Below are 15,477 nucleotides of genomic sequence, written 5' to 3'. Positions count from 1 at the left end.
GCACGTAAAAACGGTGTCCAGTGGGCTAATATTACGTTATTCAAAAGTTATTTCCGTCAATCCATGAGGTAATTCCTGATTTGATTTCTATTTTACACTTTAACAAATACATTTTGTATAATTTCTTTATAGGGCCTGTTGAGCAGGGTTACGATGCAGAACTTGTTCTTTAAAAATTATCAAATACCCATTATCGGGATATCAATAACTTTAACAACCAGGCCGGGTAACTTTCCTTATCGGTCGAGCCATCGCCCTTTGTGATACTATCACCGAAACAAACGATGTCGTTAGTGGGCAGGTGGTGGCAGGTAATATAATCATAAACAGCCAGTGCGATCATCCGGTAACCTGCAGGTGTGGGATGTACCCCATCAGTTTTGCCCGCATTACTTTCGTTTTGAATCAGTGATTCATTGTTCAGTCCAATTTTACCCAATACCTCGAATCGATAGCTTAAATCAAGTAGCTGAACGTGTTCTTTCGCGGCTACGTCCCTGATCACACCATTTATTTGCCTGCGGCGGCCCTCCACTCCTTCTGGCTGATAGAACGCAGCGGGGTGACGGGATAAAAGATAGGGTTCGTATTCCGGCAAGATCGTCATCAGGATCACTTTGCTGCCCGCAGATTTTATCTTTCGCGTCAACAATTCGAGGGTTTGCTGATATCGCTGCAGGGGCACATATTTCATACTATTCATGTCATTAGTGCCAATCATTAAAATGGTTAAGCGGGGATGCTTTTCCAGGCAATCACTGTTTAACCTGGCCATCAGATCAAGCACATTATTACCTGCTACACCCGCATTGATTACACCCGGCCTGGCGGCCGTTAATGTACTGCTTTGCTCCCGCTGTGCGCGGGCATTCCCGGACGTAATAATTGCTAACAGCAGAAAAAAGAATGACCTGATAACTGTTCGCTGGTCCATTTTTGAGGGAAATTTAAATATTCTGCTTTTTCAATTCGTTTACCGCATAATCACAGGCCCTTGCCGTAAGCGCCATGTAAGTCAGCGACGGATTTTGACTGGCTGAAGAAACCATGCACGACCCATCGGTAATAAATACATTGGGCACATCGTGCATTTGGTTCCATTTATTTAGTACCGATGTTTTAGGATCATTTCCCATGCGTGCGGTGCCCATCTCATGGATACCCTGACCAGGAAAGCACTGATCATCAAAGGTCTTTATATTTTTAAGGCCCGACACCTCCAGCATCTCCGCTGCATCGTTTGCCATATCAAACCGCATCCGCTTTTCATTATCCTTGTATTCGCAGTCCATCGCCAGTACCGGCTGTCCCCATTTATCCTTTTTCGACCTGTCCAATGATACCTTGTTCTCAAAATAAGGTAATGTCTCACCAAATCCAGCCAGTCCCATTTTCCAGGGGCCGGGGATGGTGGCTTCTTCTTTAAAGTCTGCTCCAAAGTTCATTTCAGCTACTAAGCGCGTCCAGCCAATACGCCCTGCACCACCCTGGTAGCCAAAGCCCCGCAGGTAATCCCGTTTATCATTGCCAAAATTCCGGTACCGGGCAATATAGATCCCGTTCGCCCGTCTTCCGTAATGGTACCGGTCATCAAATTCCTCGGCAAAGCCAGCCGCGCCAGCCCGAAAATGATGGTCCATCAGGTTATGGCCCAGTTGCCCGCTGCTATTACCAAATCCGTCAGGAAACTCTTCGCTTACTGAATTTAGCAAAATAAAAGCCGTGCCTAAAGTGGATGCGTTTACAAATATGATCTTAGCGTAGAATTCCGTCACTTCATGCGTTTCAGCATCTATAACACGGACACCTTTTGCCCGGTTGCGTTCCTTATCATAAATAATGGCGTTAACGATGGAAAAAGGCCTCAAAGTAAGATTTCCAGTGGCTACCGCGGCCGGCAAAGTAGCAGACTGCGTGCTGAAATAAGCACCGAAAGGGCAGCCCCGGCTGCATAAATTGCGATATTGACATGACCCTCTGCCATTATGAGGCTGCGTTAAATTTGCTACACGGCCTATGGTCATAATCCGCGTGTTATGATAATGTTTTTCCAGGCGCTTCCTAACTTCCTTTTCTACACAGTTCATGGCCATGGGCGGCAAAAACTGACCGTCAGGGATTTGCAGCAAGCCTTCATTCTGACCACTGATGCCGGCGAAACGCTCCGCGTGGTCATACCAGGGTGCGATATCTTTGTATCGGATCGGCCAATCGATCGCTATTCCATCTTTTTTATTCTCTTCAAAATTAAAATCCCCAAGGCGATAGCTCTGCCGGCCCCACATCAATGATTTTCCACCCACGTGGTAACCCCGGTACCAATCGAAGCGTTTCACTTCGGTATAGGGGCAATCCTGATCATTAACAAACAGTTTGGCAGTAAATTCCGAATAAGGATAATCGCGCGATTGAACAGGATGCGAAATAATTTCTTGCTGGGTGAGTTTCCCACGGTGTTTAAATTCCCAGGGATCTTTGGTAGCGGTATCATAATCTTTGACATGCTCAATGTTATGCCCGCGTTCCAGCAATAATACCTTTAAACCTTTTTCAGTAAGCTCTTTGGCAGCCCAACCGCCGCTGATGCCCGAGCCAACCACGATGGCATCATACGTATGTTGCGCAGTGCCTTTATTATTAATATTCATTAACCTTTATATTAATTTTACAATGCCCAGGCTTTTTCGCCTGGTTTATATGGAATGTCACCGTCGTATTTACCTGGTACCGGGAGATAAACTAGAGCCTTGGTCGCGCCAATTTCAGAGGTAAAATAACCCAACAGTGTTAGTTCCCGTATCAATTGAAAAAAGTAAACCTTTGCTTTCGGTTTTTCCTTAGCCGACCCAAAAGTCCCGATATCCGGGTCGGTTTTTATTGCAGCATCGGCTTTTTTTTGCGCGATCGTCTGATCAGCCAATTCTTTGAGTAAGGCATTTTGTTTTTGCACATCGACATTTAAAAAAGAGGTGTTAAATTTTTCCTGTGTACGTTTTTCCAGGCTTTCCAGTCCCGCGGCAAATAGCTTTTGCACTTCTTCAGGATAGCATTCCATCATCATCATAGTAATAAAAGGGCCTACACCGGCGGCTTTGGCGCCCGGGGTATCGGTAGTTGGAATGATCACGTCCGCGATGGAGGTCACCAGCGCCTGCTGTGTATCATCAAACATTTTGCCGCTTTGTGGCGGCGCCCCGCAACTGCTGAACAGCATAGTAAGGGTTGGCGTAGATAATGCGCCACCTAATATTAAGGCGATATCGCGCATAGCTTCTCTACGTGTTATGCGGCTTGTTATGGAAGATTCGTTGGCATCGGGATTGGTACTGTTCATCTTGTTCTCTGTTTATAACTGGTCGTCGTAATCCTGACATGATAATCGACCAGAAAGGGTGAACGCGATGGGTGTATTTTATTTATTTCAACAATAGCACTGTTTTATATTCTCCACGGATATTCACCCCAAAAACGACCATTCCCCGTCATAGATTTTAGTAGTGCTTCCACTGGGATCGATCGTGGCCGGGTATCTGCCAGAAACAATGGTCCATTTATTAAACCGCACTGTCATGAAGCAAAAGTTCCTGTTATGATAAAGTTGAGATTAGGGATGATCGGTGACGATCCTGAAGGTTTGAGCGAAGCGGCACATCGTATCGCGGCACGCCTTGACAATGAATACCATCTCATGTGCGGTGCATTTAGCAGCGAACCCGGTGCGTCCCACCGAAGCGGTGCCTTTTTGGATCTTCCCTGGTTCAAGTGCTATGGCTCGTATATGGAAATGATTGAAAAGGAGCGGCGTATACCCAGGACCCGCCGCATGCAGGTGGTGAGTATTGTTACACCGGGGCGATCTCCTTTTGCAGCCGCCAGCTTTGCACTGGAAAACGGATTTCATGTCATTATGGATCAGACAACGCCCTGTTCCCTGGCAGAAGCAACGGAACTACGCCAGTTGGCCCGGCACTCCGGGGCCTTGCTTTGCCTCACTCAGATCTGTACAGGCTACCCCATGGTTAAAGAAGCCCGGCACTTGATCGGACAGGGCGAACTGGGGGAAATCCGTCAGGTTTGCGTGGAATTTCCCTTAGGGCATTTAACTGACAGCAACGAGCCGGAACTGCCGGGTCAACCTGCTGTATGGGCAGGGATCTGTTGCCATGCTTTCGAACTGGCAGAATACATCAGTGGTTTAATGGTCAAAAAGACGATTGCCGACAACGGCACAGTGCCTGGCATAGCCGGCAGGACAGAAGCAGAAATAGTGCTTTTGAAATTCGATAACGGCGCCAACGGCATCTTATTGGGTAACCGCTTTACGACAACGCAGGATAATCCGATAAGGATCAGGCTATCTGGCGACCGGGGTTGCCTGGAATGGCAAGAAGGAAATGCCAATACATTAACATGGATACAACCCGGTAGGCCAATTCAGCTATTGCAGGCAGGGAACCCGTATTTATCCGCTTTAACAAGGCGTTATATGCGCACATCGCCCGGGCAGCCGGAGGGATACCTGGAAGCATTGGCTAATATCTATCGGAACTTTGCCCTTACAATACGAGCCGAGCTAAACGGGGAAGCTCCCCAGCCGGAATGGTTGGATTTTCCGGGTATCGAAGAAGGGCTCCGGAGCATCGTCTTTCTTGAAAATATAGGCATTTCGGACTTCAGCGATCAGAAATGGTGTGATTTTATACTTCACGAATAAGCTTTGTTTATTTAAACGACCACCATTTTAACGAGTATAAAAACACTTCAGCACTTAATTAAAAACTTTTTTACCCAAAGAACAAACATATGATCACGAGAAGAAATTTTATAGCCCAGGCGGGGGCGGTTGCAGGGGCGGCAATCCTGCTCAATAATAATCTTTTATTAGCTGCCGGAACGGCGGACAAACCCGGCTTGCAGTTATATACCCTGCGTAATGAACTGCCTAAAAACGTTAAGCTGGTGATCAGTAAGATTGCGCAGGCGGGCTACGGCTTTGTAGAAACGTATGGTTATGATAAAAATAACAGCTATTGGGGATTGGATGCCAACACACTCCGTTTGGTGCTAAAGGACAACGGTCTGGGCTCTGTAAGCGGCCACTATAACCTCAATAGCTTCTTTACTAATAGCGAAACCTCGGACCTGAAAATGTCTATCGCCTCTGCTCATGCGTTGGGGCAGGAATACCTATTGGTGCCGTCATTACCGGGTGAATTGATCAAGACCGTAGATGAATGCAAAAAAATGGCTGAAAAATTGAACGACGTAGCCGAACTATGCCGTGCTGAGGGATTAAAAACAGGTTATCATAACCATAATTTTGAATGGCGGCCTATTGCCGACACTACATTTTACGATGTACTTTTAAAATATACCGATCCGGCGTTGGTTCACATGGAGTTGGACCTGTTTTGGGTAATGCGGGCTAACCAGGATCCGATCACACTACTGCAGCAACACACCGGCCGCTTTAAATTTGTCCATATTAAAGACCGCGATAAAGAGGATACTAATCTGAATACCGAGATTGGAAAAGGGAGCATTGATTTTAAGCGTATTATCCCCGAAGCGCAAAAAGCAGGCGTAAAATACATGATCGTAGAGCAGGAAAATTTCAATCAAATTGATCCGTTTGACAGTATATCACAAAGCGCTGACTACCTTAGAAAAGTGCTGCATATCGGTTAACCGATCACGACCGGGGATATGTGGATCCCTGTTTTTATATCAGGCTAAAAGTGACCCGGAGTTGTTCAATTGACTTCGAGGTTATCTTTTGCCGGAAACTTCGGGAAGGGGGCGTGTGGCTCACGCTGATACCAAAAAGCTACCGTGATAATATCGGATTTTTGGAGAAAATATCTTCCCCCCTGCCGCCAGCCCATGTCCTGTATCGTCATTTTAAAATCCTCATTAAAGCGTACCGGATCCATGATATGCCAGCGATACATACCGAAGCGCATTTGGCTCACATACAAGCCGTCAGGCCTGATAACCTGGTGCATGCCTGCATAAGGAGTGGAAAATTCCTGGTAATGATGGGTGGCCTTGTTCTCGAAATTATAGGAACCACAAAAATAATCCTCTGTACCGGTTCCCGCAATGGTTGGATAATCCCGATCACCATCGATATAGAACTTAGCCTCGCCTTCTCCCCACCAGCCGTTATTCCGCACACCTACCGCCATATAGGTACCCACATACTGCCCCTTGCCTTTGATACCGTCCAGAATAGTATGAATAGATCCGGGTGCAGGGTTTGACCTACGGTATTGTGCATGAAAATACGCTTCGTCGTTTCCCACTTTGGTCAGGGTATAATCCACCTGGTAAAACAGCCGCATAGCCTCGGTATTGATGTTCTCCATCGTGATCCTGCATTTTTTACGAAAAGGCATTTTCCAGTAACAATTAAAGGCACTGCCCGGATTAACCGTAACCGCCAGTGAGTTCAATGGTGCAAAAATATTCCAGGCCATCCCAAAGAATGCGCCGACAGGCGTTTCTACCGAGGGCTCCTTTTCATCGTCCCAATAGATCCGCAGGATCGAAAACTGCCAATTACCCGTGGGCGTCATCCAGATATGCTGAACGGCGCCGGGGCCTTCCATTTCTGCAATTGTAAAGGTCTGCCCGTGTTCGATCAGAATAAAAGGATTTACTTTCCACCCTTTCCCCAAATCACGCGCCTGCGTGCCGGCATTGGCGACATTGGTTTTCAGCTTCTGGCTGGCCGGATCGGCCATACCACCCTGGCCCTTTGCGCCGGTAAAGTTCTCCGGACTGATAGACCGGGTTTTGGCATCTGATAACAGCGACAAATTTCCCATGTTCATATCGAGGCCGTTGAAGACGTTTTGCTGAGCCCGGGCGCTAAGGCTGATGATAAATAATAGCAGGCTAAAAATAGCTGTTTTCATATTGAGTTTATGGCTTTGAAGAAAAATCCGGTTTGAAAAGAACTGCATCAGCAACCACAATGCCGTCGGCTCCCTGATCGCTGATCTTTACGGAAGCCGTACGGCCTGCCTGCAGTTGAAAACGCCCAAGATAATACCATTCACCGCTGGTCTGGCCCTGAACTTCGATGGCTGAGCGCTCTAAACTTACCGGAGTTGTTTTGATCCCGTCATATATCTCGATCCGGGTATGACTACTGGTTTGTTTGATCCGCGGTGATACATAAGTATACAGCCGGTAATACCCGCCTTTGACAATCAGGGGAGTGAACTTTAAGCTTTGCTCCGTGTCAGTTTTGGTAGTAGTAAAAGCATAGCCAGGGCCATAACCATCGCCTTTGCCAGTTTGCCAGTTACCTGTGCGCCGGACCTGCTGTTCATCGGCATCGTCCAAAAATATTTCAGGCGTTGAGCCATCAGCCAAGGGATCACGGGCAACATGCCGCTTTAACGCAGCAACGTTTACCTGCTGCACCGCTATTCGCTGGTTAATCGCAGTAACGGCAGCCGAAGCGGCGAATTGGCTCAGCACCATAAATACCGGTTCCATTCGTATCGACCCGTAAGCGATATGACTTGCCGAAACACAAACAGGTACCAGTAAATTAGCACATTCCTTTTCCCGGGGAACAATAGCACGGTAGGCAATTGGATAAGGACCAGGCACTTCTTGTTGAACATCCCCCTCATTTTTAACAAAACCGTTAACCACATGCCTGCCGGTATTGTGCGAATCCATGCCGTAAGCCGCCATCCCAATTCCATCCGGCACAATTTCTTTGCCTTCGCAATTGGCCTGGGTCATGACATAGGCACCAATCATGCGCCGGGCCTCGCGTACATAAAGCTGGGGCGACCAATGCCCGTTGTCCGGGTATTCGTCCTTCGGATAACCATAAACAGCCATGGCATTCCTGATCGAATCTGGCACACGTTTGTCATGGCCAATAAAGTATAACAGCCCTTTATCATATTGCTCATGCAATTTCCGGATTCCCCCCCGGGTTAACTCATCGGCATCAGGATAGTCCCAGTTCATACCGATCATATCCGTGGAAAACCCGCCGTTATTATTGATATCGGTTTTATGATTAGGCATCCGGTCCATTTTCAATAGCTTGTTGAGGCGAACGCCCGGCATTTTATCAATCGTGCGTAGCAGCAACTCATATTTGGTAGAATCATAAGCTTCGGGTCGGGTAATAGGGATCCGGTTAGCCGGATCGTCAGTTAAACAGATACGGTAGTTATAAGCCTGTATATTTTTATCACCGCTACCTATAGGAGCGACCGGCAGTTGACTGACTCCCCATAACAAGCCGCTCGACGGGTTACCGGGTACCTGGTAAGGATCAACTCCATCCGGAAACTGGTTGCCCTTTTTTATCTGAACACCATTATAGGTTTCATGATAAGCAGCATTACCTTCCCGGCCGGTTGTATAACTTACACCGGCTTTCGCCATCAGGTCGCCCTCGTAAGAACAATCTATAAATACCCTGGCGCTGATTGAATAATGGGAAAGTCCCTTCTGCCCTGACTGCTCCAACCGAATAGTTTGGATGATGTTCCCGCTTTTTTTCACCGATAATAGCCGGCTATGGAAAAAGACCGGAACCTTGCCGCGGTCAATAAAACCTTGAAAAACGGCCGACGCTACATGAGGCTCAAATATCCAGGCCTCGAATTTCCCGTAATGCTGACCGATGCGGCGATAAAAATTCAATGCCAGTCCGGACACCACGTATTTATTACCAATATCAGTAAAGCCCAGGCCACCCGAGCTCAACCCGCCCAAATGAGTCCCGGGATCAATCAATATCACGGATTTACCCTGCATTTTGGCTGTATAAGCAGCAATAACACCACCGGACGTGGCGCCATAAATACAAATATCATAAGACGCTGCGGGAACTGGTTGCGCAACGCCAAAAAAAGGGAGCAATAGGATTAGAATTGAAAAAAATCTCATCAGTGGTTCTTTAAAATTGTGATTCACACGCTTTATAGGCGAGTGTACCCAATCGGTATGACCGGATTTTATTCAAAAAAGGGTGAACGCGTTGGTTTTCTGATAAATTTCCACCATTATACCTGACGGCGCATCACCCTGACTGGTTTGATTTTTTTTTGCAGCCCGTTAAAGCAGTGGACTATTCCTCATGCGCCAGCTTTAAATTTGATTGGTCATTATAGCATTTTTTTTGCCATCAGTTCTCTAAATGTTGCCCTGTAGGATTCTCCAAGCGGAATATCTTCTTTCACGTTCTGCAGAAAGATCCGGTTCCCCTCTATCATGGTGATCTTTTCAATAGCGATCAAAAAAGATTTGTGAATGCGTGCGAAATAGCGTTCAGGCAGCCGGCCTTCCATTTCTTTCATCGTAAGCAGGGCGAGGGTACGGCGCCCCCCGTGATGTATAGCCAGATAGTTCTTCATTCCTTCGATATAATCGATATCCTTAAGGTTAACTTTGATCATTTTCCCTTTTATTTCGGTTTTGACGAATATATAGTCGTCCGCCAGGGAAAGGTCTTCGCCGATGCCGGATTCCGTCGGGGATATGCTTTTTAAGGCCCGGTTCACCGCTTTCAGAAAGCGTGGGAAACGTATGGGCTTAACCAGATAATCCGTAACCTCCAGGTCAAAACCTTCGGCTGCAAATTCGCTATAGGCGGTGGTCAGTATCACTTGGCATTTCCCCTCTATGGCCCGGATGAGGTCAAGGCCCGAAAGTTCAGGCATTTGTATATCAAAAAAGGCCAGATCAAATGATTGTTCATTGATCAGTTGTAATGCTTGTAAAGGGTTCTCCGTGTAAGCTTCCAGCTTTAAAAAAGGCACCTGGCTAATGTAATATTTGAGTACGTCGATGGCCGGTTCTTCATCATCAACAATCAGGCAGTTCAGTATCTTTCCCATTTTTAAAAATTCAGTGTTAGTACAGCCTTATAGCAATCAGCTTCATCGCTGATCACCAGGGCAAAGTCATCGCCATAAGCATTGGACAAGCGCTTTCTTATATTTGCCAAACCTATACCCGAATATGCCTCGACAGATCCCTGTCTTTTTTTATTAAAGCTGGTAAAGGTAAGCTTGTGTTGAGGAACACGATCGATACGCAGCTCAAAGCTGACCGGGTGATCCTCGCTGGTCAGGTCGCCGTGCTTAAAGGCATTCTCTACCAGGGTAATGAGTACCAATGGCACGATACGCAGGGCGTTAATTTCGCCGTTGATGGTAAAGTTGATCTTCAACCGGTTACTGAAACGCAGCTGATTGATCCTGATCACATTGCGGACATGTTCGATCTCGTTCCGGAGCAGCGCCAGCCCGTTAGCATCATCCCCGCTTTCGAGCGAATAACGCATAATATCATTTAACACCAATATACCTTCAGAAAGTTCCGGAGGACCGCCGAGCGATTTTGAATAAAAGAAATTAAGCGTATTATACAGGAAATGCGGGTTGATCTGTGCCCGCAAAAACGCATGTTCCGCTTCCAGTTTACCCTGCTCTGCCGCCAGCTGGTTCGTTTCCGCCGTTCGCAACTCCGTTTGATGGATAATCGCCCGCCGGGCAAAATAATAGCCCAGGGAAAGCCCGGATAATAAGAGGTAGAGCCAGAATATGGTGGATATGAAGAACCCCCACAGCCGGCCAGCTACAGCCCAGCTGATGACCTTTCCATAAATCAGCGGCTCCATAAGATAGCCAGCAATAAACAGAACAAGGCATACTGTTATAAAGAAAAGTGCAATACCGGTAACCAGTTGCCTGTAACGCTTAAAAGGAAGGTATTTAAACAGCAGGTAATTGTTACCGTAGAATATATAAGCCGCCGGAATATAGGTCAGCAGGGTCAGCGGCAAACTGAATTTATAGGCCGGGTTTCGTACCTGCACGGTAAAAAACATCAGACCGATAAAACTGATCCAGGCCAACACATGAAATAAGACCAGTTGCATAGAAAGTGGCTTTTTTATCTTATTGCTCATTCTAACGGTTCATTTAATTATTGCCCATCCTGCCGCTTTCATTTTCAATACCGGTCTGGCGGTTACGTGCTGTCTTTGCTTTTTGATTGCCGAATTTATAAGTAAAAATAACTTTTATAAAACGGGTTTCCGGTTTATTATAACTGCTGAGCTGCAGGCCATAGGATTTTACATCGTAACTGTTTTTTAAGGTATTGAAAATATCCGTCATATTGAGCGTCAGTGAACCCGCCTTCCTGAAAAGTGATTTGGTGATGCCGGCGTCGACCTGGTACCGTGATCTTATCCGGTAAATACCGTACGCCAGCGGTGTAAAGTAATTGGCATATACCTGCGCGCGCAATCCGGCGGCTATCTGAAATGTATTATCACTACTCATATAGGCACTGTATCCGGCATTGTTGAGTTCGGCCGTGGCGGACTTGAATTGTGCATACATCGCGCCCATGGTGCTCACGGTGGTCCATACATTGCTAAAAAAAGTCTTTGAATAGGTCATTGTTAAATCGGCTGAGCGCGCCGCGTTGAGGTTTTCAAACGTACTGATCACTGCATTGCTATTCTTGTCCGTCCGAAAGACATCCGCCACAACATCCTTCCAGATGGCGTAGCTTGCAGCGGCAAAGAATGTGTTATTATAGCTGTAAGAGGCCTCAAAGGTATGATAGATCGATGGCTTGATATAAGGATTTCCTTGCGAATAAGCATACTGGCTGCGGTAAACAATAAAAGGGTTCACCACGTCAAAATTGTAGCGGTCGATCTTTTTGCGGTAGGCGATCCCGGCCAGGTGCTTATCAGCGAACTGGTAATTTAAGGATAGGCTCGGAAACAGGTTAAAATAGCTGTTCTTATCCACCTGGCCAATGGTCACAGCATTCCCCACGGTATGGGTATGTTCGGCCCGTAAGCCGGCCTGCAGTTGCAGCTTGCTGATCGATTTGTCAAAAGAAAGATAAGCAGCATTGATATACTCATCGTAAATAAAATGATTCGTCTTGCCGGAATCAGTGATCCATTCACTGCTTTGCACTTGCTGCCATAGTATATTATTATCCGTTTTAGTAAATGTGCTCTTCAAGCCTGCGGAAAACTGGCCGCCATAAAGGGGGCCGGCGTAATCGGCCGCGACAGATCTGATGGTGTTTTTGCCGGGCGAATCATCGCGGAGCAGAAATGGCAAACGGTAGGGATTGTTATTCCTGTCGAAGTAATTGGTAACATAATGATTGCCCCGCTGGGCGATGTAATTAAAATAATCCGCGTTGATCGTGATTGACCTGCCGAAAGTATCCAGCACGCCTTTATAATACAGATTCAGCGCCGCATTACGGAACCGGGCATTCCCCTCGGTCGCAACTGTAGAGGAAGAGTCAATGACGGCTCCCGTAGCAAATCCCGCATGATTCAACAGGTCGTGTTTCCGTTCATTGAGCATCCCTTTAAAAAGTAAACCGACACTATTATGCGCATTAACTGTATAGTCCACGCCGAATTTAAGGGCCTGGTTATTCCGGCTGATATGCTTAAAATCATCCTCCATGATATTTTGCGCACTATTTATTATCCGGGTAAGCCTGCTTTGGCCGTACTGTTTATTGTATTGGTAATTATAATTGCTATATACATTAACTTTGGGAGTGCTATAATTGAGCGACAGGCCGCCCTGGTATTGTGCATAACGGCCGGCCCCCGTGCCGGCGCTCACGCTACCATTTATACCAAGCGTTTTATTTTTCCCGGACAAAATATTGATAACGGCCGCGCCTTGTGCATCATATTTAGCAGATGGATTGGCGATCACTTCGATCTTATCGATACTGCCGGCCGGCATAGCACTTAAATAGTTCTTCAGGTCGTCCCCCTTTAGGTTCGTATACCGCCCATCGATCAGGACGACCGCCGATTTGCCCCGTACCTGAAGATCATTCCCCTGCGAAATGACTCCCGGGGCCCTGGATACGGCTTCGAAAGCATTCCCTCCGGCAGCAACGGAGCTTCCCGCTACATTAACGATAATCCTATCTGGTTTAATGACCACGGGTGGTTGACTGGACGAGATCGTCACGCCGTTCAACAAGGTACTATTCAAGGCAAGCCAAATGGTTAGCGGCTTTTGGTCTGTTGCCGGAACTTTTACCGGCCCGGTCACCTTGGTTTTATAGCCCATATAACTCACGGTTACCTGATAAAGCCCGCTCGTGGCTAAAATTGCTTTAAATGAACCTTGTTCGTCGGCCTGGAGTATTTGCTGTTCGCTGCTGGCCAGCTTTTTTATGGTCACGACAGCAAAAGGCAGTGCACTTTGAGCAAGACTGTCTTTGACTGCACCAGCTAACATAAAATTATTTGATTGCGCTTTCAGCACGGATTGATGGATCATCAGTGCTATCAGGATAAGGGTAATTACTATTCTGTTCATGTTGTTTTGAATTGATGAACACGAACATATTAAGCTATAAATGTCTTTAGAAAAACAATAAACCAACGCCGTTTTGGTCGGGACGAACACGGCATTTCCCACCATTACTATCGCACGATAACTGATCGAAGAGCAATAAGTTGGTTGATGTAATCAGTGTTGAACTTGCGCAATCGAAGCCTGAATTTCTCTGACTCAACCATTGAGGTTTTCCACCAGAAGAAAAATGCAACAATCACTTCATATGAAGCACGCCATTTACCAGTTGGCTGTGTACGTTTGAGGTCGTTTCTACATTCTGCATAAACTCCTGCAGCGGCATATGTTTATCGATAGCGCCGGTGAAAGGATGACTGGCCAGGTTCGGGTTATCGAATGCGACCCGGACGTCATACCAGCGAAAAATAACATCAGCAATAGTTTGCAGGCTGGCTTTATGAAAATAATGTACGCCTTTTGTCCAGGCTAATACTTCGCCCCGGTCAAACGGCCTGACGTCAAAACGGCCATCGCGGTAAACAGATTGTTCACCCGGGTGCAGTTTTTCAGTAAGATCTCCTGCACTGCTCAATACCGAGCCTTCTACCAGGGATGTACTCACCTGCTGGCCAGCATAAGCATTGATATTAAATGCCGTACCCAGCACACGCACACTCGTGGCGCCGGCATGTACAATAAAAGGTTTTTCTGGATTTTTAGTCACCTGAAAATAACCTTCACCCTCCAGATAAACCTCACGGTTGGGGCCGTTAAACCGGTATGGAAATCGCAGGCTGGATAACGAATTCAGCCAAACTTCGGTACCGTCGGGTAATTGTACTTTATAGTCGAGTTTTTGAGGGATCTGTAAGGTGGCCCACTGGGCTACACGGCTATCCAACCGGCCGCTGTCTGTATACCGGAGCTTTTCGGCCGAAGTGTATATGCCAAGTCCCCCTAATTTTTTGAACTTTTCCGGTACGCCTTTTTTAAAGCTAATCTCATCACCGTTGGATAGCTTTAAAACTATTTCTTTATTAATCAGGTTCGCCTGCATCTTTCCGGGAACCTTATGATGCTGTGCCGTATACCAGTAAACACCGGAAAGGATAAAAAGGAAAAAAACAGCGGCTACTGCCCGGATCTTTTGCATGAATCTTTTCCGGTTCAACACATTCGCCTGTATTTGCTGTTCCACTTGTTCCCAACTGGTTTCATGATCCAGCCCGGCAAAAAAACGTTTTCCTTCCTCGGCGTTCATCTCAGCGTTGACCGCCTCCCATTGCTGCCTGATTTCCTGATCATTCCTGATCGTCGCATCCAGCCATTCCTGATCGTGTGCGTTGATCGTCCCGGTGAATTTTTGGATCAGTAGTATTTGTATATATTCTTTATCAGTATCCATATATTAGCAAGACACGTTTTGTTAAAAAACGGGCGAATTATTTAAAATTAATTAGTTTTTGTTGTAAAACCTTAACAGCCAGCTTTAGGTGCGTTTTAATGGAATTTAAAGTAATTCCCATTTCGTCGGCTGCTTCTTTGTATTTTTTATCTTCCAGGTAAACCAGCCTGAACGCCTGCGATCTTTTGCTGGGCAGCTCGGTTAAAATAGCAGAGATACGCTTTTCCGACTCCTGTTGCTCAAGCCTGTCGTTATAAACTGCATCTTCAAGTGTAAGGGTATAATTGTCCAAACGTTTTTGCCGGGTTTTGCTTTTTTCCAGTACGCTCAAACACCTGTTTTTGACCGCACGGTGTAAATAATGGCTTATGGATGAATGGACACTTTGGTATAATTGCCTTTCCCACATCTCAATAAATAACATTTGCACCAAATCTTCGGCCTCCAGGCTGTCTTTCAACAGGTAAAACGCCAGCGTGCTTAACGATTTATGATATTTTTTATATAGTCGTTCGTATGCCTTAAAGTCTCCGTCCTTTAACCGCCGGAGTAAAAACATATCTTCATCTTCTTCCATAAAAAGATATTAAAACAGTTTAAAACCCAATATTTTGTTTTATAATGGCCCCATCGGGCAGCTACTGTATAAACACAATATTGATTCAGGATTCAATTGGTGGTGAGGGTTCAAGAGCCCCTCTAACAAATATAATA

General features: G+C 46.3%; 12 protein-coding genes. 2 read left to right on the top strand and 10 right to left on the bottom strand.

Annotated features, from left to right (window positions below; translation table 11 throughout):
- Positions 1 to 190 precede the first annotated feature (190 nt).
- Genes AC07M6_RS18725 through AC07M6_RS18715 form a run of 3 tightly spaced genes read right to left on the bottom strand, consistent with a single transcriptional unit; the run spans position 191 to position 3,334 of the window.
- Positions 191 to 934: an SGNH/GDSL hydrolase family protein gene (locus AC07M6_RS18725; protein ID WP_494892067.1), complete on the bottom strand. Its 744-nt coding sequence runs from the start codon at positions 932 to 934 to the stop codon at positions 191 to 193.
- A 13-nt stretch (positions 935 to 947) separates the two neighbouring features.
- Entirely contained in the window at positions 948 to 2,648 is a 1,701-nt protein-coding gene (locus tag AC07M6_RS18720) for a GMC oxidoreductase (protein WP_494892065.1), read from the bottom strand.
- 17 nt (positions 2,649 to 2,665) lie between these two features.
- Positions 2,666 to 3,334 (bottom strand): gluconate 2-dehydrogenase subunit 3 family protein, encoded by a 669-nt coding sequence (locus AC07M6_RS18715; RefSeq protein WP_494892063.1) that lies wholly within the window; start codon positions 3,332 to 3,334, stop codon positions 2,666 to 2,668.
- Positions 3,335 to 3,589: 255 nt separating this feature from the next.
- On the opposite strand from AC07M6_RS18715, the gene AC07M6_RS18710 reads away from it, so the two are divergent.
- Positions 3,590 to 4,714 carry a Gfo/Idh/MocA family protein gene (locus AC07M6_RS18710; protein WP_494892061.1) on the top strand — a complete coding sequence of 375 codons (1,125 nt, stop codon included), beginning with the start codon at positions 3,590 to 3,592 and terminating at the stop codon, positions 4,712 to 4,714.
- Positions 4,715 to 4,803: 89 nt separating this feature from the next.
- Complete coding sequence (locus AC07M6_RS18705; protein WP_494892059.1) at positions 4,804 to 5,688, top strand: sugar phosphate isomerase/epimerase family protein; 885 nt, start codon at positions 4,804 to 4,806, stop codon at positions 5,686 to 5,688.
- Between the two features lie 65 nt (positions 5,689 to 5,753).
- Here the strand turns inward: AC07M6_RS18705 and AC07M6_RS18700 are convergent, their stop codons facing one another.
- The 7 genes from AC07M6_RS18700 to AC07M6_RS18670 all read right to left on the bottom strand — a co-directional run bounded on the left by AC07M6_RS18700 (position 5,754) and on the right by AC07M6_RS18670 (position 15,340).
- Positions 5,754 to 6,920 (bottom strand): glycoside hydrolase family 172 protein, encoded by a 1,167-nt coding sequence (locus tag AC07M6_RS18700; protein ID WP_494892057.1) that lies wholly within the window; start codon positions 6,918 to 6,920, stop codon positions 5,754 to 5,756.
- Positions 6,921 to 6,927: 7 nt separating this feature from the next.
- Entirely contained in the window at positions 6,928 to 8,931 is a 2,004-nt protein-coding gene (locus AC07M6_RS18695) for an FAD-dependent oxidoreductase (protein ID WP_494892055.1), read from the bottom strand.
- 218 nt (positions 8,932 to 9,149) lie between these two features.
- Positions 9,150 to 9,881, bottom strand: coding sequence for a LytR/AlgR family response regulator transcription factor (locus tag AC07M6_RS18690; protein WP_494892053.1), 732 nt, complete (start codon positions 9,879 to 9,881; stop codon positions 9,150 to 9,152).
- A gap of 2 nt (positions 9,882 to 9,883) precedes the next feature.
- A complete protein-coding gene (locus tag AC07M6_RS18685) occupies positions 9,884 to 10,957 on the bottom strand; it encodes a sensor histidine kinase (RefSeq protein ID WP_494892052.1) in 1,074 nt (357 codons plus the stop codon).
- Positions 10,958 to 10,970: 13 nt separating this feature from the next.
- Positions 10,971 to 13,379 carry a TonB-dependent receptor gene (locus AC07M6_RS18680; protein WP_494892051.1) on the bottom strand — a complete coding sequence of 803 codons (2,409 nt, stop codon included), beginning with the start codon at positions 13,377 to 13,379 and terminating at the stop codon, positions 10,971 to 10,973.
- A gap of 235 nt (positions 13,380 to 13,614) precedes the next feature.
- The gene (locus AC07M6_RS18675) at positions 13,615 to 14,763 is read right to left on the bottom strand and encodes a FecR family protein (RefSeq protein ID WP_494892050.1); all 1,149 of its coding nucleotides are present in this window, start codon (positions 14,761 to 14,763) and stop codon (positions 13,615 to 13,617) included.
- Positions 14,764 to 14,800: 37 nt separating this feature from the next.
- Positions 14,801 to 15,340 carry an RNA polymerase sigma factor gene (locus AC07M6_RS18670; RefSeq protein WP_494892048.1) on the bottom strand — a complete coding sequence of 180 codons (540 nt, stop codon included), beginning with the start codon at positions 15,338 to 15,340 and terminating at the stop codon, positions 14,801 to 14,803.
- Between the last annotated feature and the right edge of the window lie 137 nt (positions 15,341 to 15,477).

Source organism: Mucilaginibacter sp. GW821-FHT07H05 (assembly GCF_059418485.1).
This window is presented reverse-complemented; position numbering and strand designations above follow the sequence as displayed.